Here is a 19,981-nt window from a genome sequence, read left to right as displayed (position 1 = left end):
TTGTTATCTTAATTTTTTTCGAATGACCTAGTAGTGAAATGGATTCCCAATAGTTTCTATTTAGCTGTAACTTGAATAGCATTGCGCGCTAGACCTAAACGTATCGCTCGCAAAAGTTGGAGTGCGTGCGGGCCGTCGCCATGCAGACAAAGCGTTCTTGCTTCAATTCGAATTGGCTTGTTGTCCCAAGTTTGCGCGGTGTGGTCGCGTAGAATCGAAAGGCATTGGGCTAATACGTCCGCCTCATTGTTGATGCAGGCATCATGGAAAGTGCGCGCGCGTAAGCTACCATCATGGTTATAACGACGATCCGCGAAAGCTTCCGGAATGACGAAAATGCCAGCGGCACGTGCTTGCTCGATTAACGGACTACCAGCGAGCGCGATAAGTTGCATTGCAGGACCGCATTCCTTTATGACTTGTATCAGGATTTCTCCCAAGCTAGGGTCTTGTGCCGCTTGATTGTAGAGTGCGCCGTGCGGTTTGATGTGATGTAGATTGGCCCCTTCTTGCTGGACGATTTGACCTAACGCTTCGACCTGACGACAAAGCTGATCAAAGAGATCCACGGGGGGAGGATGGATGCGCGTTCTACCAAAATTTGTACGGTCAAAAAAACTGGGGTGTGCGCCGATCTTGACCTCATTTTTGATTGCTAATTGCACAGCGGTGCGCATACTAAGCGCATCACCTGTATGACCACCACAAGCGATATTGGCGGAACTCACTAACTGCAATATTGCGGCATCGTCGACGCCTCCCTCGCCTAAATCGGCGTTAAGGTCAATGGATAGGATGGGTTGGCGTGGCGCTTGTACTTCAGGCATGGATGACTCCATCTAATCGATTTAACTCGCGTTGCCATTTTTTGCTGGCGATTTTGGCAGCATCATGATCCACTTCAATAAAACAAAAATGACCACCGATCGGAGTTTGGGCGACTTTCCATAGATCAGCTTCGATTACTGTGGCGATGCGAGGATAGCCACCAGTTGTCTGGCAGTCGGCGAGTAGTACAATAGGTTGACCATTCGGTGGAACTTGTATGACGCCGGGTAAAACAGCATGTGACAGTAATTGAGAGTGTCCGCCCCTCTCGAGTGTCTCGCCCTGAAGACGAAATCCCATGCGATTGCTTTGTGAAGTTACTTGCCATGCTTGTTGCCAGAAACGTTTTTGCGTTGGCAAGTCAAACTGCGTAAATTCTGGTCCTCGAATTGCTCGTACCTCAGGTGTCCACATACGTTGTTGAACGCCAACGCGAGATCTCAAATTGCGTGGTGAGCCGATGGGGAGTCGGTCGCCTTTTTTGAGGGCACGACCGTCGAACCCTCCGAATTGAGCCTGCAAATCGGTTGAGCGGGAACCTAAGACTAATCCAACGCAAATACCGCCGTCGACGGCTAAATAACATCGTGCTTCTTTTTGTGCCCCTTGCAGGATCAGTCGTTGACCTGCACGAGCGAAATGACGCCATGCCTTTGAAATGGAAATATGGTCGAGATGGGCTGCAAAATTTGCGCCGCAGAGAACAAACCAAGTATCTCTCTCGAACTCAATTTCGACCGGCCCAACGAGAATTTCTAGGCCAGCAGAATCGATAGAATTCCCTAGCAATTTATTGGCAAGCATCAGTGAATAGCGATCGAGTGCGCCTGCTTGTGCCACACCAAGGTGACGTGATCCGTGCCGACCGAGATCCTGAACTGTCGTCAGTATGCCAGCACGAATCATTCGTATTGAGGAAGTTTGTTCACGTGTTCCGGACTCTCTATGCATCGTCGTTCTCCACAACGAAGCGCACAGTATCGCCAGGAAGCAAAGCGCTGGGTGGCGTACGATGAATCTGGAAAAGAGGTAGCTTAGTCCGTCCAATGATTTGCCAACCTCCTGGGCTGGTTGCAGGATAAATTCCTGTTTGACTGCCACCAATCCCAACCGATCCTGCGGGAACCGCTACGCGAGGAACAGCGCGACGTGGTGTGTTGAGGCGTTCCGGCAAACCGCCCAGATAGGCGAAACCCGGCTGAAAACCCAAAAAGTACACGAGATAACTTGCGCTGGTATGTAGCTCAATCAGTTCTCTTGTGTTGAGCCCACAGTGCGCTGCGACTTCACAAAGATCTGGGCCTGCAATTCCGCCATAATGAACTGGAATAGTGACTTCTCTACCTAAGAGGTCTAACGAATTCGCCTGCTCAAAAAAAAGCTGCATTTTTTCAAGTATCGCAGCGCCGTTTGTCTCTAAGGGATCGAAAATGGCCGTGAGATTGTTCATGCCCGGAACTAGATCGATACAGCTCCCAGTTTTTGCCAGTGCACTTGAGATATGCCAAATCTGCTGCTGTAGCCGCAAGTCAATCCGCTCGCTGTTTGATTGCATCACTGCAGCGCGCTCCCCTAGCAAATAGAATGACATAGAGCAGATTTCTGGCTCGGACATATTGTATTGTCTCGGTGACGGGGCTTAGAAGTAAAACTTAGTCGTCGATCTTATTGGCTGGTAACTACCAGCGGAATCCGAGCTTGATGCTCACTGTCTGGTTATCTCCAGTTCGATCTAGTTCTGTTGCGAGGTTCATTAAGCCAAAATTTGCGTTGACCCCTGCGAACACTTTGCTTGAGGTGGGCGAAGCTTTTTGAAGCCCATTGACGTTGGGTGTGACACTGCCCCACACACGTCCTATCCCAGCATAAGGTGTGAACATCACGAAACCTTTTGAGACTAACAGTTCGATATTTGTGCTATCGAATGCCAATTGACTGACGCCAGAGAGCTTAGAGTATGCACCACGAACGGCGACGGCTGGCAGTGCGAGATTGCCCTCTAGTAGCGCATAGCGCGCCTCGAATCCCATTAATTTCATATCTGAGTTGGGAACGGAACTCAATGAAGCACCAATATCAAGATTAAAAGGGAGTCCTTTATGAACATGCAATTTAGGAAGGATTAAGGTCGAGACATCTGCACCGGCTTTTTGCCAAACGGAACTGTTTGCTAGTTGGGTGAACGAGACCTCGGCACCGATGTCGAAGCCAGTTAACCCAGTCGCCGCTGCGGGAGTGACAGCTTTATAGCTAGCTGCCGAATTGAGATCCTTCGCGAGACGATTGAATTCAGTTTGATTTAAAGTTTTTAATTGGGTGAAATTTGTGCCAGCGTACGCAATCGAGTTCGCTCCCATCATTAAACCAAGAGTACATAGAATTTTTTTTGATAACATGAGTGGCTCCAAAGGAATATCTGATTGAGTTCGATTATTTTACGCATCCCACGCTGAACTGAGTAGCTTTATTCGAAAAAAGGCAAGACCCACCTCAATTTAAAAAATCGAAAAGCGCTGAAATCTAGAATGCTGATCCCTATTTCAATAGATCGGTGAGTATGACGCTTTGATTTCTCGATGGAATGATGGGCAATGTTGTTTTCAGTCGGCGAATTTTTTTTGCGAAATCCTGCATGACTTCTTCTTCGCCGTGAACGAGAAAGGTATGGGTCGGTTTGAGTTGATCGAGCCAACTCAATAATTCGGCTTGATCTGCATGTGCGGAAAAACCGTTAATGGTATAGACCTTGGCATTCACGTCGATATCTTCTCCCAATAGGCGCACAGTTGGTTCTCCATCGATAATTTGCCGAGCTAATGTTCCTTTTGCTGCGAAACCGACAAAAACGATGCTCGCGTTCTTGCGCCATAAATGGTGCTTTAAGTGATGTCGTATGCGCCCACCATTGCACATCCCCGAGCCCGCAATGATCACCGCGCCACTCGTGATTCGGTTGATCGCCATGCTGTCAACGATATCGCGCGTGATGTGTAGATTGTTGAACGCGAAAGGGTCGCGGTGATGTTGTAAAAAATCGTAAGCCTCTTCGTCAAAGCATTCGGGATGTTGGCGGAAAATTTCGGTGGCTGAGATTGCCATCGGCGAGTCGAGAAATACCTGCATTGAAGCGGGTAACTTTCCTTTTTCGATACCTTCCCGCAAATACCAAAGAATTTCTTGAGTACGTTCGAGTGCGAAGCTAGGAATGACGACGTTACCGCCTTGCTGAAAAGTTTCTGTAATTGCTTGGTAGAATTCTTTGACTGAAGCTCGCAAAGAGCGATGGAGGCGATTGCCATAGGTCGTCTCGATGACTGCAATGTCCGCGGACGGTGGTATTTGTGGGTCACGTAAAATTTTTCGGCCTTGGCTACCCAAATCGCCAGAAAACACAATACGGCAAGATTGTCCTGCCTCTTTTAGTTCTAATAGGATGCTTGCTGAACCGAGAATGTGTCCCGCATCGAAAAATGTTGCGGTAATGCCAGCGCTGATTGAAAGTGGTTTTTTGTAGTGAGCGACCCTCCCAAAAAAATCGAAGCAGCGAGTCACCTCATACAAGGTATATAACGGTGGCTCATGGTGACTTTTGTGCGATTTGTGTCTCTGGTGCTGTTTTTCTCGTAATTTTGCTTCGGCCTCTTGCAAATGGGCGGAATCAAGGAGTACCAATCGTGCCAGATCTTTGGTAGCGGCAGTCGTAATGATCTCACCTTTAAACCCGTACTTCACCAATAAGGGAAGGCGTCCACAGTGATCAAGATGTGCATGCGTCAGTAGCATCATATCGATGCTGGCAGGATCAAAGCCAAATGGTTCGCGATTCTCGTCTGCCAGCTCCTTTCCGCCTTGAAATAGGCCACAATCAATTAGTATTTTCTTGCCCGCACATTCGATTAAATGACAAGAACCTGTGACATCTCGGTTGGCACCATGAAATGAAATTTGCACAGTCATTCTCCTAAAGGTTGTTGACAATCATGCCGCCACACTTATCGTCTTTCGGCATTCTGTCTGATTTGTTCAAGGGTTGCGCCGGGAGTAATCAAATTACCGTCATAGCGCAATTCGATTAACGCTGGTAACTTGTGTTGACGGGTAAATTCAAGTGAGCGTTGTAATGCGGCTGGAAATTGTTCGGTTTTTTCCACGACCTCACCGAATCCGCCGTAGGCACGCGCCAATGCGGAAAAATCAGGGTTACGGAGTTGCGTACCTGATATACGTCCAGGAAATTCACGCTCTTGATGCATCCTTATCGTGCCATACATACTATTATTGAAAACGATAATGAGGATGCCGATCCGATATTGCACGGCTGTGGCGAGCTCTTGGCCATTCATTAAGAATTCGCCGTCACCGGAAAAGCAAATCACCGTGCGCTCCGGTGCGACCATCTTTGCGGCAACTGCCGCTGGAACGCTATATCCCATTGCGCCAGCAGTGGGGGCAAGCTGTGTGCGAAAGCCTCCATACAGGAAATATCGATGCGCCCAAGTGGCGTAGTTGCCGGCACCATTCGTGATGATCGTGTTGGTCGGACAGAGGACTTGGATCGTTTGTACGATACGCCACAAATTAAGTGGAGCTTTTTCTTGTTTGAATAGGAGCGGTTCTTTTTGCCACTCTCTCAATTCATTTTTTGCTTGTTGCAATTGGGTTTGCCAAAGCGGTGAAACGGTCACATTCATATCATTTATTGCGTCACATAATTCGCTCATCCCGCTGTTGATCATGAGGTCGGCTTGGTAAACGCGCCCTAATTCCAATGCATCTGTGTGAACGTGAATCAGCGACTGCTTAGGACAGGGTGCTTCCAATAAAGTGTAACCACTCGTGGTTATTTCGCCCAGTCGTGGTCCGATTGCGAGAATCAAGTCAGCGTGTTTGATCCGTTCAGCTAGCTTGGGATTGATCCCTATGCCCACGTCACCGATGTAGTTTGGATGTGAATTTGAAACGAGATCTTGGAAGCGAAAAGCACAAGCCAAAGGGAGATCATGGCGCTCGGCAAAATCTGCTATTTGCCGGCATGCTTGGCTATTCCAATTTGCTCCACCCAGCAGGATGATAGGTCGTTGAGAATTTGAAAGACGATCCTCTAATTCTTTTTTTTGATTTTGACTCGGCGCCGCTTGTACTGGACGATAGGCTTTTGTATCGTTGACACTGACTTTGTTAGCGAGGCTGTCTTCTGGTAATGCGAGTACAACTGGGCCTGGACGCCCACTCGTTGCGATTTGAAAAGCACGTGCGACGTATTCTGGAATGCGCTCGGTTTGGTCGATCTGGGCAACCCATTTCGTCATTTGTCCAAACATCCTGCGATAGTCAATTTCTTGAAAGGCTTCGCGTTCGATAAATTCGCTACCGACTTGGCCGACAAAAAGGATCAGCGGTGTGGAATCTTGAAAAGCTGTATGCACACCAATTGAAGCATTGGTTGCGCCAGGCCCCCGAGTCGCAAAACAAATTCCCGGCTTTCCAGTTAATTTTCCATACGCCTCAGCCATGAATGCAGCGCCGCCTTCTTGTCGATTTACGATGAAACGCAATTCACTTTCATGCAATGCATCGAGTACTGGCAAATAGCTCTCGCCTGGAACACCGAAAATGAAGTCTGCGCCATGTATTTTTAAGGCATCTATTAGGATCTCACCACCAGTTCTTAGCGTCTCCATTATGGTCTCTCATCGACGTTTTATTGTTAGTTAATGTTTAGTTAAATTAATTTAGGTGAGTAAGGTAGCAGATGCGGATCGGTCATGGCAGAAAATCTAGACAGCATGTTGCTAAATACGCCGGCTTTTGTTTGCGACAAGATAGCGGACGCTAAACTCAATTACAATCGAGGTTAGTTGATTTTAGCAGTGAGAATAATGTGATTAAATTGGACTTGATGGCGACCTATTACGGTCCCAATCCCTACTCGTTGGAGCCAGTGATCGTCGCACAAATTCAATTTGTGGATGTTGATACTTCGATCTTGCAACAAATGTGCGATTCGGTCGTGAGATATTTTCCAGATTGGTGTGAATCTTCAGCCACTTTGGAGGCAGATGTCGAGCTCGCCTTTGCTCGCTTGGCAAGTCAATGGGCATTGTCTGCTTTGACCGAAGTTCGTGGTTTTTTGCATCAGGCGAATGCAGTTCGTACTTCGAATGGTCTGCGCATGTATCTCGGCTTCCATGAAGCCGAGTTGAGTTTTCGGGCAATGCAACTGGCACTCAGGATGATGTTGAAATGCCATGAGCCAGGGTTTTCCCTTGCAGCAGTTCGAACCGCGTTAGATGGCTTATGGAACTTGTGTCGCAAAAAGCATCCTGACTATCAAGCGACAATTTTGATGGATGCCGCGCGTCAGTTGAAGGTGCCCGTGCTGCCATATATTCGAGCGGTAGGTTATTGGCAATTTGGCTGGGGCTCAAGATCGCGCATATTTTATGAATCTCTGTCCGATCAAGATAGTGTCCTCGGCACTAAAATCGCCGCAAATAAGCAATTGTGTAAAAATTTTTTCGACAACATTGGTGCGCCAAGTCCGCCATTCACCATGGTAAAAACTGTCGAGGACTTACCCTTAGCCGTGCAGCATGTTGGATGGCCTTGTGTGGTTAAACCGATCCATTTAGGTAAAGGTGCGGGTGTGACCGCTGGTATCAACAATCTCGAACAACTCGAAGCGGCGTTTCTGAATGCAAGAACGTTTTCTGAGCATGATATTTTGATGGAATCGCATATTCAAGGGCAGGATTATCGATTGACGACAGTCAACGGGAAATTGTGTTCTGTGGTGCGCCGTGCAGCGGCTCAAGTCAGAGGCGATGGGGTAAAGTCGATCAGAGAATTAGTCGCCGAGTTAAATCAACAAAGGTCAGGTAATTTGCACAGAAGTGGCTACCTTCGTGTCATCGAAATTGATGAGGTCATGCAGACGCATTTGGCCGCCCAAGGTTTGTGTTTGGAGACGATTTTGGAGCTTGGGCAAGTCGCCGTGCTACGCAGCAATGCCAATGTATCGACGGGTGGTTTTTTGATTGAAGTTTTAGATGAAGTTCATCCCGATATTCGGATGATGGCCGAGATGATTTCACAAGCTTTAGGACTGAGTATTGCGGGTCTGGACTATATCTCTCCTGATATCAGTCAATCATGGACGGTCAATCGAGGCGCTTTTATTGAGGTGAATTCGACACCGGGTCTCGACGTTTTTCTCGCATCAGGTCTTTTCATTCAGCGTGTTGCGCGAGAATTACTTGGGCTTGAAACAGGACGCATCGCGACGCGACTCATGGTGATAGCGGCCAAAGATTTAGATCGATTGGAACGTGCGATAGTTAGTTTCCCGAAGCCTGACCATATCGCATGGGTTTGTGGTGCGCAGGCTGGGCTTGGCTCTTTGTCGATCCAATGTCGCAGTGATCAGGTTTGGGCTTCGATTTATATGTTGTTGAAAATAAAGCAGGCAAGGTCGATTGTCATCGCTGTTAGTGCTGAGCAATTCATGCAGTTTGGTGCTCCACTTGAATTTTTTGATTCAAGTATTGTTCAAAACCTGACGCTGAGCTCGAATTGGTTGACTGTGCTACAAAAAATTTCTGGTTCGATCAGTATAGTGGACAGTGTCCCAGAAGAGATTTTTTCCCTTATGTTGAATGAGAGCGCCCGAGCAAACTCTGATGTTTAAATAGAGGTTTATGATGAATATGCTCACGGTGTCTCAAGGTTAAAGATTTATTCGCGTATTCTCTACTGAATTGCTTGCATGAAACCCGAATTCTCTCTATCTTTAAGCGTGAAAGAATAGTACGAGCGTTCGATTATTCATTTGAAATGATAAATGTAGTAGCTTAGGAGACAATATGAAATTCTTATTAAACATTATTCGCTGCTGTGCAGCAGCGTTCGCGGTGCTGTCGGTGACTAGTTTCGGAGCGAATGCTGATAACGTCACGGTCTCAGGAGTGAAATTAGACGAGACTGTGCAAGTTGGGACGCAAAGTTTGAAGCTCAATGGAGCCGGTGTTCGCTACAAAGTTTTCTTCAAAGTGTATGTTGCAGCATTGTATTTACCTGAATTGAAAAGTACGCCGGCCGATGTATTGGCATTGCCAGGTGCAAAACGAGTGACTTTGGTGATGATGCGAGATTTAAGTAACGATGATCTCGGGCAGCGTTTTATGGACGGCTTACGCAATAACCTTGAGCTTGATGAGCGGGCGAAATTAATCAAGCCCATGATAACGTTTGGACAGATGTTTTCCTTGGTTCCCGTTTTGAAAAAAGGCGATGTTCTGACTTTTGATTGGATTCCAGGCACTGGGATTGTTTGTCAATTTAATGGAACGAAAATTGGCGAAACAATTAATGATGCCACTTTTTACAATGCGGTTCTGAGAATTTGGATCGGTAAGCAACCTGCTGACGAAGCTCTGAAGCAAAAAATGTTGAACTCAAAAGAAAAATAGAGGCCCCGATCCCAAAAATATTGAAATGTGGGATTGTTCGCGTTCCTATGTTTTTGGGAAAGACCATAGGTCTGTTACAATACGTCTTGAAGCAGGCCAGACAATCGCTGGTTGGCATGGCAACATGCTAACGGGAGGAAGGTCCGGACTCCATAGAGCAGGGTGACGGCTAACGGCCGGACGTTGAAAGCCAAAGCGCAAGCTGAGGTATAAGGCGAGGAATAGGGCCACAGAGACGAGTCTTTGGGGAGTAGCGAAGCGTAAGCGGATACTAAACCACAAAGGGTGAAACGCGGTAACCTCCACTCGGAGCAATTTCAAATAGGCACGCGTTGAGGTGGCTCGCTGAGCGTGCGGGTAGAAAGCTTGAGCGACGGAGTAATTCGTCGCCTAGAGGAATGATTGTCATAGTGTTTTGTAGCGATGCAAAACACCGTAACAGAATCCGGCCTACCGGCCTGCTTCATATTTTTAATTTCGTAAACATCCCCCAATTCATTTCATTCCCTATCACGCTCGCGCTCGCGTTCCTGATTTTCTTCACCGAATGCATGTGTTTCGTTATCTTTAGTACGCATTCCGAGTCCCGCAATGATTCTCAGTTTAAGCGCATTCTTAGTGGCAAAGTGTCGATTTAACTAGGGGCTATTGTGTTGTATCATAGGCACGGTGTTACACTCATATACACAGAGTAAGCAGGCAATACAGTAGGCTCGCGGTATTCGCACAAAATGCGGAGATCTGCATTAATTTTGCTGAATGAGAGGGATTGGATGGGGAGTCGAACAAAAAAAAACGAGGTGTGGGAAGTCCCTGTCTGGCTCCTGACCAGTTGCGTGTTACTGTTGATTATTGCGATTCTCGGTCAAACTTGGTGGTCAATTGCGCAAGATAAAGCATTGACGCTTGCCACAGCGAATAAAAATAGTCTGCTGAATTTAAGAATTCTTGAGGAGCATGCCAATCGAATTTTGCACGACGCGGCGAGGGCGACTGTTGCTGTGGCAGAAGAATTACAAACAAAAAATGACGCGAATCTGAAGGATGAAGCGAGTGTACGCACCATCCTGAGCAATCAGCGTCGTGATTCACAGTTTATTTCCGCCCTAGCGCTGGTAGACCGCCGTGGAATGCTATGGGCTTCGTCGCTGCGCTTTCCAATTGAGCAGGTCGATCTTTCTAAAAACGACCACATCAGCTATTTAAATCAATCTGTTAACGCTTATCAAAAAACGGTCAGGCTGGGCTCACCGTATTTGCCTAAAAAATCGCAGCAAGCGATTCTACCGCTTGCGCGGAATGTATTTGATTCGAGTGGTCAATCTATTGGACAAGTGCAGGCGGAAATTAATCTTAGTTATTTCCAAGAGTTTTATGAGCGTGTTGCAAAGGATGCTGGAGCAAAAATTTCCCTATATGACAAAGACGCTCAAGTCATTGTACAAGCGATGAGTCAGCATTCATCTTTTAAACCTGAAGTCGATGCGGACGTTGCGCTTAATCTTAAGAATAGTTTTGCGGAGAATGGTCGGTACGAAAGTACCTTGATCGGTGCCGATCGATTGACGAGTTACGCCTATTTAAAAATGAAGGATTTCCCGCTGGTTGTGGTGATAGGCCGTGATCTCGATATGATTTTGTTGGAATGGCATAAGCGCATGCAACAGAGCTTGTTGTTTGCTGGTTTAGCGATTTTGGTGAGTCTTTTACTTGCTGCCTTGTTGTTTAAGAAAGTGAAACATCTAAAGCAGTCGCGGGAGAAGTTGAGTGATAGCGAACGTCGTTATCGTTTGCTTTTTCAAGATGCACAGGACGGTATCTTACTGATTGATCGGTCTTACCATTTTGTCGATGGCAATCAAAATGCTTTGGAGATGTTAGCTGTCGACAGTAAAGCGGATCTATACAGTCTCGATATTGGAGAATTTTCAGCGGATTGGCGTTATACGCAACCGACTGTTGCAGCAAAAAAAGCAGAATCGATTAAGAAATTTGTCGATTTGGCCTTCAAAGGAAAAGTGCAGAAGTTTGAATGGATCGCGCACCGTCGTGGTAAAGACTGGTTTAGTGAAGTGACGTTGAGTCGCATTAAAATTTCATCAGAACCGATTATTTTTTGCGTTATGCGTGATATCTCGCAGCGCAAACACGCAGAAAAGTTACTGCAGGGCCAGAATCAATTGTTACAGTTGATTGGAAGTAGTGAAAGCCTCGAGTCGATTTTGATTGATACGTGTCATTTTGTTGAAAAGAATAATCCGCATTGGCATTGCGGCGTGCAGCTCCTCTCACTTGATCAGCGACTTTTTACGCAAACGATAGGACATCATTTTCCGGAAATTTTGCGTCGTCAACTGACTGACGCGCCAGTTTGTCACGGCAATGGAGTGTGGAGTGAAGCCGTTTTAGAAGTGGTACCAGTCTGGACACAAGAAATTCCGAAGTCGCCAGCGATGGAGTTCATCGCACAACGAAAATTGTTGGCGAATTACGCGGCAGTGGGATCTTGGCCGATTATGGGTAAAACGGGACTGATACTCGGCACTTTTACTTTGTTCACAGAATCCTCAGCCGCTTTGAGTAACGAAGATTTGAGCTTAATTAGTATTGCCACGGATGTTTCAAGTATTGCGATTGAAGGAAAGCGCGCTGAAGAAAAAGCGATCCGACTCGCACATTATGACGAAGTGACTAAGCTGCCAAACCGGTTTCTATTCAGTCAATATTTAGCAAAATCCTTGATGTACGCGCAAGCAAGCAAAGGTACCTTGGCGGTATTTATGCTGGATCTCGATCGATTTAAGGCAATCAACGATAGTTTCGACCACGAAGCTGGTGATCAAGTCTTGCGTGAAATATCTGCACGTTTAAGAGCATCCATCTCTGAGTCGGATACGCTTGCTCGAGTCGGTGGCGATGAGTTTATGTTGTTTTTGGATAGAGATAAATCACCGCGTGAATTGACCGATATTGCAGATCGCTTATTGCATTCGGCTTCGACCCCGTTCATGGTGCAAGGACAAGAATTGCAAATCAGTGCAAGTATAGGAATTGCGATGTATCCGGATGATGGACGTGATGCGCAGGTGTTGATGAAAAATTCAGAAATTGCCATGTATCGAGCGAAGCATAATGGCAAGAATAACTATCAGTTTTACGACCCGAACATGAACGTGCATACGGTCGAACGACTAGCCTATGAGGCGCAATTGCGAAAAGCCTTAGAAAACCGAGAATTCGTGGTCTATTACCAGCCCAAAGTGAGTGTTGTGACGGGGAAAGTAGTCGGTGCAGAGGCGCTTGTGCGTTGGAATCGACCTGATAGTGGCTTGGTTTTTCCTTCTGAGTTTATCGGGCTAGCAGAAGAGTCTGGTTTGATCGGCCGATTGGGAATGCAGATTTTGGACATGGTATGCCGTGATGTTGCGAATTTTCGTTCGGCAGGGAAGGAGTTTGGCCGCATTGCGATCAATTTATCAGGCGCCCAGTTTAGTGATGATGGATTGCTTCGCGAATTAAGTAATGTCATTAATTTTTGGGAGATACCTAGCAGTGCCATTGAATTTGAAATCACTGAAAGTATGGTGATGCAGAATCATGAACGGGCGATCGCGCATATGGATGATTTGAAAGCTGCTGGCTTTACGCTCTCGATCGATGATTTTGGGACCGGTTATTCTTCATTAGCCTATTTAAAACGTTTCCCCGTTGATAATTTGAAGATTGATCGATCATTTATTATGGATATTCCCGCTGATCCTAACGATACCGCCATTGTCAAAGCGATTGTAGCGATGGCAAAAACGCTTGGTTTGAAAGTGGTTGCCGAGGGCGTTGAGAATGCTGTACAACTGCAAACTCTCGTCACAGCTGGTTGTGATGAGTACCAAGGGTTTTATTACTCGAAGGCGATACCTCAGCAGGAATTTTTTCAACTTCTCTAATCGGTTTGGGCGGACAACTGCCCAGATTTTGATTCCTAGTCGACTGTCGATGCGCCCTGCAACGTCAGTTAAGTCATGTGGCTTTTTTTATTCCGCGCCATCTGGCATCTTAAATCATGAAAACACATGATTATTTGTAAGGTGCTACTTTCAGTATCTTTCGTAAGTCTCTAATTTATTGAGATATTCCCTTTTGTCTAGATTTAAGTGTCGGCGCTAAGTCATTGACTTTATTCATTTATTTCACATTTTCGTGTGTGAATTCGCTTGACCCCGTTCGAGTCATCCACTAAAGTGGGAAAATGTGTGAAAAAGTGTTCTTTTGTGGTTTGATTTGAGACTTTGTCACCGAATTCTTCTGATGATGAACAACAATAGGATATTCCCGTGTTCCAAGGCGCTTCAGCACTGAATCTCGATGCGAAAGGCAGGATGTCGATTCCTGCGAAGCATCGTGACGCCCTTAGCGTGCAGTGCGATGGGCGTGTGACGTTGACACGGCATCCTCATGGCTGTTTGCTGCTGTTCCCTCGTCCAACTTGGGAAGCACACCGAGAACAAATCGCCGCATGGCCAATGGCAGCGCGAGCTTGGCAAAGGATTTTTCTTGGCAACGCTTGTGATGTGGAAATGGATGGGAACGGTCGAATTTTAGTAGCCCCAGAGTTACGCAATATTGTTGGCTTAGAAAAAGACGTCATGTTGCTTGGTATGGGATCCCATTTTGAAATATGGGATGCGGCTCGTCTCGCTGAAAACGAAGCTGAGGCACTTGCAGGTGGTATGCCTGAAGCGCTGAGTAATTTTTCCTTTTGATCGCGCGTCATGACTGCTATTAATCCGGAAGAGCTGAGTCACCAAACGGTGTTGCTAGATGAGGCCATTGAAGCGCTCGCGATTCAAGGCGACCGTGTGAACGGTGTATTTGTCGATGGCACATTTGGACGAGGTGGCCATAGTCGAAAGATTCTTAGCTTACTTGGGCCAAGTGGTCGTCTGATCGCTTTTGATAAAGATCCTTATGCGATTGCAAATGCAGCCCAAATTCAGGATTCACGATTTACGATTGTGCATGAAAGTTTTGCAGAAATGGATCGGCAATTGTCGAATTTGGGCATCGCGAAAGTTGATGGCGTGCTGATGGACTTGGGGATCTCTTCCCCTCAAGTTGACGATGCTGAGCGCGGTTTTAGTTTTAGGAATGATGGCCCACTTGATATGCGTATGGATACCACACGAGGCCTTTCGGCGGCTGAGTGGTTAGCGCATGAAGACGAACAAAAAATTAGAGAGGTGATAGAAAATTATGGGGAAGAACGGTTTGCTTTTCAGATTGCAAAGGCGATTGTTGCTCGCCGGACGAGCGAGTCCATTTCAAGTACTAGGCAACTCGCCGAACTCGTTGCACACGCCGTCAAAACTCGCGAGAAGGGCAAAGACCCGGCAACTCGCACCTTTCAAGCTATACGGATTTTCATCAATAAGGAGCTTGAAGACCTCGAGATCGGTTTGAACGCGGCTTATGCAAGTTTGGCGCCTGCTGCACGCATGTCGATCATCAGTTTTCATTCGCTTGAAGATAGAATCGTTAAGCAGTTTTTTGCGTCTAAAGTGAAAGTTCCGCAGCCGGATCGTCGTCTGCCAATCCGCACAGTTGATCTGCCTAAGCCAGAGATGCAATTGATTTCACGACTTAAGCCGACTGAGCAAGAAGTTATGCGTAATCCACGTGCTCGCTCTGCAATCTTGCGCGTTGCAGAACGCCTGAGTGGAGCGGATTGATGGGAACCCGTGTCAATCTAGTATTGGGCTCACTTTTGGTTGTGTGTGCTCTTTCGCTCATCAATTCTCAATATCAAGCACGGCGCTTGTTCATTGAGATTGAGCGTGCACAGACACTAAGCCAACAGTATGAACTTGAATGGGCGCAATTGAAGCTAGATCAATCCACCTATGGAAAACATTCACGTATCGAAAGTGTTGCAAGCAAAGAGTTAGGGATGGCCCATGTTACTCCTGATCGTACCCAGTACTTATCTGCGGAGGAGAAAAAATGAGTCGTCCATCGAATGCTCGTACAGCTGCTGGTAAAGGCGTTGCTTTCTCTTCTAGTCCTGTATTGGAAGTGAAACTGCCCATTTGGCGTTCGCGTCTGGTATTGTTTTTGATGTTTGGTGCATTTTTTGGCTTAATGTTTCGGGCAATGTGGCTGCAAGGAATGACCACTGAATTTTTGCAAAAACAAGGGGCGAGTCGATATGCTCGTACCTTAGAGTTGTCAGCGACTCGCGGCAAAATTACAGATAGACACGGACAAGTATTGGCCTCCTCAGTGCCGGTGAAAGCAATTTGGGCGAGCTCTGAAAGTGTGCTTGAAGCGCCGCAAGAGAAGATTGCGCAACTCGCTGCATTGTTGGAAATCAGCGAGATAGATCTGCGAAAAAAATTGGTGAGTGATCGCCAGTTTGTTTATTTAAAGCGTCAGGCAGAGCAAGCACTGGTTGATAAAATTCTTGCACTAGATATTCCAGGGATTAAAACGGAGAAAGAATACAAACGCTTTTACCCAGAAGGCGAGGTGATGGCGCACGTTGTTGGATTCACCAATGTTGAGGATAAAGGGCAAGAAGGTATTGAGCTTGCATCTGAAAAAAACCTTGCTGGAAAAACTGGGAGTCGACGCGTTATTAAAGATCGCTTGGGGCGCGTGGTCGAAGATATTGAATCCATACGACCACCGCATGACGGAAAAGATCTGACCTTATCGGTGGACAGTAAAATTCAATATATAGCTTACACACACCTCAAAGATGCCGTTGAGAAATTCAAGGCGAAAGCGGGTGGTGCGGTGGTATTGAACGTGCAAACAGGCGAAATATTAGCCTTGGTAAACTTGCCAACCTACAACCCAAACGATCGCTCAGTGTTGACAGGTGCGCAATTGCGGAATCGCGTCATTACGGATACTTTTGAGCCTGGCTCAACGATGAAGCCGTTTGCCGTGGCATTGGCCTTGGATACAGGTAGAGTCAAGCCAGAAACCGTGATTGAAACAGCGCCCGGTCACATGACGATTGGATCTGCAACAATTCATGACGCACATCGTCAAGGTACTTTAACGGTGGCAGGCGTCATTCAGAAATCGTCAAATATTGGTACCGCTAAAATGGCTTTACAAATCCCAGCACAAGAAATGTGGGAAATGTTCGCGACTTTAGGCTTTGGGCAGCAGCCGAAGATTGGTTTCCCAGGTGCTGTCGCTGGCCGTATGCGCAACTACAAAACTTGGAAACCGATTGAGCAAGCAACGATGAGTTATGGCCACGGTCTATCGGTTTCTTTGTTGCAGATCGCACGTGCTTATATGATTTTTGCTCGGAATGGCGACATGATTCCCCTGACTTTCCAGCAATCCGCAGAGATGCCAGTCGGCACACGCGTCATCTCTGAAAAAACGGCGATGCAAATGCGCGAAATGTTGGAAAGCGTGACGCAGCCGGGCGGTACGGCGACAAAAGCACGTGTCCCCGGCTATCGTGTCGCTGGCAAAACTGGTACCGCGCACAAAATTGAACACGGCAAATATGTGAATAAATATGTCGGCGATTTCGTTGGGTTCGCGCCAGCGTCGAAGCCGCGCATTATTGTTGCCGTCATGATCGATGAGCCGAGTGGTGGAGTTTATTATGGGGGAGACGTTGCGGGTCCCGTGTTTGCTGCAATCGTTGCCAATGTCTTGCGCTCGATGAACGTCGTGCCGGATTCTTCAGTGATGAATATTATTCCTGAACCTAGCGTACAGGAGAGTTTGTGATGGAAAAAAGAGACGCAGTCATTAATGATCTTTTTGCGTGGTTGGATGCGAATCTCCCACCGTCGAAGGTGCGCCCAAATTTGAGTTCGGATTCACGAGAAATCCAATCGGGGGATGTATTTTTTGCGTTTCCAATTGCTGGCGCTAAAGGCGATGGTCGTGCATTCATACAGAATGCAATTGAACGTGGCGCGGCAGCAATCGTCTATGAACAAACTGACTTTGAGGAGACGATTGAAATCAGCGTTCCCCATTATGCAGTGTCCGGGCTTTTGGCACGGCTTGGTTTGATCGCTAAACTTTGGTATGGGGAACCTGACCAAGGTATGACCAGTATTGCTGTGACAGGCACAAATGGTAAAACCTCCTGTTCACAATGGTTGGCCCGTGCCCTTTCTATGCAAGGCGAAGCGTGCGCTGTTATCGGCACATTGGGTGTCGGCAGTTACCGCGAAGGAGTACTTGGAAGATTAGAGGAAACTGGGTTTACGACTCCGGATGCGATTCAACTCCAACGTCGTTTAGCGTCGCTAAAGCAAAATGGTGCGAAAGCTTTTGCAATTGAGGCATCCTCAATTGGGATACATCAAGGTCGTTTAAATGCCTTACATTTTGACGTCGCTTTATACACGAATTTAACTCGCGATCATCTTGATTATCACCAAACCATGCAAGCTTATGCCGCTGCAAAAGAGGCCTTGTTTCACTGGGAGGGCCTACAAGCTGCCGTCATCAATGCAGATGACGAATTCGGCCAACAGTTGATTCGAGACTTACCAAAGTCTGAGCCGAATTTGAAAGTACTGGCTTATTCGATTGATTATCCCGGTGAGATTCACCAAGCCTGCTTGCGCGCAAGTCAGTTGAGAACGACACATAGTGGAACGCAATTTTATGTTGAGTCACCGTTCGGAAGTGGCATGGTTCGTAGCCAAACAATAGGACGTTTTAACGTCAGTAATCTACTTGGTGTGCTTGGCGTCTTGTTGATGAGCGGCATTGCGTGGGAAAAATCGATTGCAAGCATTGAAAAGCTGACTTCAGTGACAGGTCGGATGCAATTGTTAGGTGGTCCTGGTCAGGCGATGGTTGTTGTTGACTACGCCCATACCCCCGATGCATTAGAAAAAACTTTACAAACCTTGAGTGAAGTTTGTGCAGAACGCCAAGGTGAACTCTGGTGTGTGTTTGGCTGCGGTGGTGACCGTGATCCTGGAAAGCGACCACAGATGGGAAAGATCGCACAATCAGCGCAACACGTTGTTGTTACTAGTGATAATCCGCGGACAGAAGATCCGACAAAAATTATTCAAGATATTGTCCAAGGTATGGATGGAGAAGTGCATACGATAGAAGATCGCGCTAGTGCGATATTGTATGCAGTTAAACATGCACAGATCAATGATGTGATTTTGATTGCAGGTAAAGGACACGAGGCCTACCAAGAGATTAATGGTAAGAAATGGCCATTTTCAGATGAAGAACATGCATTGTTGGCCTTGGCAACCGTGGCAACCAATAGCGCGATGCGGAGAGTAAATTGATACAAGCATCCTTACAAGAGCTAGAAGGTCAAGTGGTGAATTCTCGTGCCACAGGAAATGTACTATTCAAGGGCATTAGCACTGACAGTCGAAAAATCACTTCAGGCAATCTATTTGTTGCGCTGAAAGGAGAAAATTTTGATGCACATGATTTTTTGAATGACGTGATCGCCGCTGGCGCGGTTGGAGTGATTGTTGAGCGCATCCCGCAAGGGTTTGAGGCTCCTGCACTTTTGGTACCTGACACCAAGCGAGCATTGGGAGAAATCGCCCGCTACTGGCGCCAACAATTTTCACTGCCTTTGATTGCCGTCACTGGAAGTAATGGCAAAACGACAGTGAAAGAAATGATCGCTTCGATTTTGTCGACACATTATGGCACCGACCGTGTGCTCGCGACCAAGGGCAATTTGAACAATGAAATCGGTGTACCGTTAACTTTATTCGGTTTGCATGCTAGTCAGCAAGCCGCTGTCCTAGAATTGGGCATGAATCACCCTGGTGAAATTGCAGTATTGAGCGCGACAGCACAAGCCACTGTCGCACTAGTGAACAATGCCCAGCGTGAACATCAAGAATTCATGCAAACAGTTGAAGCAGTCGCAATTGAAAATGGATGTGTGTTACAAAGTCTGTCATCTGAAGGGCTTGCTGTCTATCCCTATGGTGATGCATTCACCCCAATTTGGCAAAAACAGGCGGCACATTGCCAGCACTTAAGTTTTGGTTTAGACCCGAATGCAGATGTTTCTGCGACGTTTCTTGTAAAAGACTTTGGAAGTGATGTTGAGTTAACTGTTCGTGGTGCAAAGACAAGGCTGCAACTCACGGCTGCGGGTCAACATAATGTATTAAACGCATTGGCCGCAACGGCCTGCTGTACAGCAATTGGTATTCCTATGAGCGCCATCGTTGCGGGCTTAGAGGCTTTTTCACCAGTCGCTGGTCGACTGCAACCTAAACAAGCAGCGCTCGGTGCTCGAATTATCGACGATACCTACAATGCAAATCCCGATTCAGTTAAAGCAGCGATTGAAGTTTTAGCGGGAGCATCGCATCGGAAAATTTTAGTCTTGGGCGATATGGGTGAAGTCGGTGCGGATGGCATTGAATTTCATCGAGAAGTTGGTGCTTATGCCAAGCAATGTGGGATTGATGTTTTGATGAGTCTTGGTCAATTGGCCAAGGCATCGAGCCAAGCTTTTGGTGAATCGGGACAACATTTTGACGAAATTCAAGGCTTGCATCTGGCGCTCGAAAAATTAGCCAGTAGTGACAATACGATTCTAGTTAAGGGTTCGCGCTTTATGAAGATGGAGCGCGTCGTTGCGCAGTTGATGTATCCAACGCAAATTGAAAATCAAATCTCCCTAAAACAATAAC

Annotated in this window: 15 protein-coding genes and 1 other RNA gene; 10 read left to right on the top strand and 6 right to left on the bottom strand. The window is 46.8% G+C overall.

Annotated features, from left to right (window positions below; genetic code table 11):
* Window positions 1-56 precede the first annotated feature (56 nt).
* From pxpA to KDM90_RS06410, 6 genes are all read right to left on the bottom strand, one after another.
* Window positions 57-827: a 5-oxoprolinase subunit PxpA gene (pxpA, locus tag KDM90_RS06435; protein WP_212674765.1), complete on the bottom strand. Its 771-nt coding sequence runs from the start codon at window positions 825-827 to the stop codon at window positions 57-59.
* The gene (locus KDM90_RS06430; protein ID WP_212674764.1) at window positions 820-1,779 is read right to left on the bottom strand and encodes a 5-oxoprolinase subunit C family protein; all 960 of its coding nucleotides are present in this window, start codon (window positions 1,777-1,779) and stop codon (window positions 820-822) included. The genes pxpA and KDM90_RS06430 overlap by 8 nt, the downstream gene beginning before the upstream one ends.
* On the bottom strand, window positions 1,772-2,443 hold the full coding sequence (gene pxpB, locus KDM90_RS06425; RefSeq protein WP_438947426.1) for a 5-oxoprolinase subunit PxpB: 672 nt from the start codon (window positions 2,441-2,443) through the stop codon (window positions 1,772-1,774). The genes KDM90_RS06430 and pxpB overlap by 8 nt, the downstream gene beginning before the upstream one ends.
* 64 nt (window positions 2,444-2,507) lie before the next feature.
* Window positions 2,508-3,224 carry a DUF6588 family protein gene (locus KDM90_RS06420; protein ID WP_212674762.1) on the bottom strand — a complete coding sequence of 239 codons (717 nt, stop codon included), beginning with the start codon at window positions 3,222-3,224 and terminating at the stop codon, window positions 2,508-2,510.
* A 139-nt stretch (window positions 3,225-3,363) separates the two neighbouring features.
* Window positions 3,364-4,779, bottom strand: a complete 1,416-nt coding sequence (locus tag KDM90_RS06415) for an MBL fold metallo-hydrolase RNA specificity domain-containing protein (RefSeq protein WP_212674761.1) — start codon at window positions 4,777-4,779, stop codon at window positions 3,364-3,366.
* 41 nt (window positions 4,780-4,820) lie between these two features.
* Window positions 4,821-6,509, bottom strand: a complete 1,689-nt coding sequence (locus tag KDM90_RS06410) for a thiamine pyrophosphate-binding protein (protein WP_212674760.1) — start codon at window positions 6,507-6,509, stop codon at window positions 4,821-4,823.
* A 200-nt stretch (window positions 6,510-6,709) separates the two neighbouring features.
* Here KDM90_RS06410 and KDM90_RS06405 point away from each other — a divergent pair, with 200 nt between their 5' ends.
* The 10 genes from KDM90_RS06405 (at window position 6,710) to KDM90_RS06360 (ending at window position 19,980) form a co-directional block, all read left to right on the top strand.
* Window positions 6,710-8,515, top strand: coding sequence for a hypothetical protein (locus KDM90_RS06405; RefSeq protein ID WP_212674759.1), 1,806 nt, complete (start codon window positions 6,710-6,712; stop codon window positions 8,513-8,515).
* 175 nt (window positions 8,516-8,690) lie between these two features.
* On the top strand, window positions 8,691-9,296 hold the full coding sequence (locus KDM90_RS06400) for a chalcone isomerase family protein (RefSeq protein ID WP_212674758.1): 606 nt from the start codon (window positions 8,691-8,693) through the stop codon (window positions 9,294-9,296).
* Window positions 9,297-9,384: 88 nt separating this feature from the next.
* An RNA gene (gene rnpB / locus KDM90_RS06395) (RNase P RNA component class A) lies at window positions 9,385-9,765 on the top strand.
* 304 nt (window positions 9,766-10,069) lie between these two features.
* Complete coding sequence (locus tag KDM90_RS06390) at window positions 10,070-13,240, top strand: bifunctional diguanylate cyclase/phosphodiesterase (RefSeq protein WP_212674757.1); 3,171 nt, start codon at window positions 10,070-10,072, stop codon at window positions 13,238-13,240.
* A gap of 387 nt (window positions 13,241-13,627) precedes the next feature.
* Entirely contained in the window at window positions 13,628-14,056 is a 429-nt protein-coding gene (gene mraZ / locus KDM90_RS06385; RefSeq protein WP_212674756.1) for a division/cell wall cluster transcriptional repressor MraZ, read from the top strand.
* Between the two features lie 9 nt (window positions 14,057-14,065).
* A complete protein-coding gene (gene rsmH, locus KDM90_RS06380; protein ID WP_212674755.1) occupies window positions 14,066-15,022 on the top strand; it encodes a 16S rRNA (cytosine(1402)-N(4))-methyltransferase RsmH in 957 nt (318 codons plus the stop codon).
* Entirely contained in the window at window positions 15,022-15,297 is a 276-nt protein-coding gene (gene ftsL, locus KDM90_RS06375) for a cell division protein FtsL (protein ID WP_212674754.1), read from the top strand. Before rsmH ends, ftsL begins: the two co-directional genes overlap by 1 nt.
* Window positions 15,294-17,054, top strand: a complete 1,761-nt coding sequence (locus KDM90_RS06370; RefSeq protein WP_212674753.1) for a peptidoglycan D,D-transpeptidase FtsI family protein — start codon at window positions 15,294-15,296, stop codon at window positions 17,052-17,054. The genes ftsL and KDM90_RS06370 overlap by 4 nt, the downstream gene beginning before the upstream one ends.
* On the top strand, window positions 17,054-18,598 hold the full coding sequence (locus KDM90_RS06365) for a UDP-N-acetylmuramoyl-L-alanyl-D-glutamate--2,6-diaminopimelate ligase (protein ID WP_212674752.1): 1,545 nt from the start codon (window positions 17,054-17,056) through the stop codon (window positions 18,596-18,598). The genes KDM90_RS06370 and KDM90_RS06365 overlap by 1 nt, the downstream gene beginning before the upstream one ends.
* A complete protein-coding gene (locus KDM90_RS06360) occupies window positions 18,598-19,980 on the top strand; it encodes a UDP-N-acetylmuramoyl-tripeptide--D-alanyl-D-alanine ligase (protein ID WP_212675032.1) in 1,383 nt (460 codons plus the stop codon). The genes KDM90_RS06365 and KDM90_RS06360 overlap by 1 nt, the downstream gene beginning before the upstream one ends.
* Window position 19,981: the final 1 nt, after the last annotated feature.

It is taken from the genome of Affinundibacterium fentianense (assembly GCF_018139545.1).
GTDB lineage: Bacteria > Pseudomonadota > Gammaproteobacteria > Burkholderiales > Burkholderiaceae_D > Undibacterium > Undibacterium fentianense.
Note: the sequence above shows the minus strand (reverse complement) of the source record. Positions and strands in the feature narration are given on the sequence as shown.

Bases quoted from the DNA above. Each gene is read 5' to 3' on its own strand.
- pxpA (WP_212674765.1), bottom strand. From the start codon at position 827: ATGCCTGAAGTACAAGCGCCACGCCAACCCATCCTATCCATTGACCTT.
- KDM90_RS06370 (WP_212674753.1), top strand. From the start codon at position 15,294: ATGAGTCGTCCATCGAATGCTCGTACAGCTGCTGGTAAAGGCGTTGCT.
- KDM90_RS06410 (WP_212674760.1), bottom strand. From the start codon at position 6,509: ATGGAGACGCTAAGAACTGGTGGTGAGATCCTAATAGATGCCTTAAAA.
- rsmH (WP_212674755.1), top strand. From the start codon at position 14,066: ATGACTGCTATTAATCCGGAAGAGCTGAGTCACCAAACGGTGTTGCTA.
- KDM90_RS06420 (WP_212674762.1), bottom strand. From the start codon at position 3,224: ATGTTATCAAAAAAAATTCTATGTACTCTTGGTTTAATGATGGGAGCG.
- ftsL (WP_212674754.1), top strand. From the start codon at position 15,022: ATGGGAACCCGTGTCAATCTAGTATTGGGCTCACTTTTGGTTGTGTGT.
- KDM90_RS06365 (WP_212674752.1), top strand. From the start codon at position 17,054: ATGGAAAAAAGAGACGCAGTCATTAATGATCTTTTTGCGTGGTTGGAT.
- KDM90_RS06400 (WP_212674758.1), top strand. From the start codon at position 8,691: ATGAAATTCTTATTAAACATTATTCGCTGCTGTGCAGCAGCGTTCGCG.
- KDM90_RS06430 (WP_212674764.1), bottom strand. From the start codon at position 1,779: ATGCATAGAGAGTCCGGAACACGTGAACAAACTTCCTCAATACGAATG.
- pxpB (WP_438947426.1), bottom strand. From the start codon at position 2,443: ATGTCCGAGCCAGAAATCTGCTCTATGTCATTCTATTTGCTAGGGGAG.
- KDM90_RS06390 (WP_212674757.1), top strand. From the start codon at position 10,070: ATGGGGAGTCGAACAAAAAAAAACGAGGTGTGGGAAGTCCCTGTCTGG.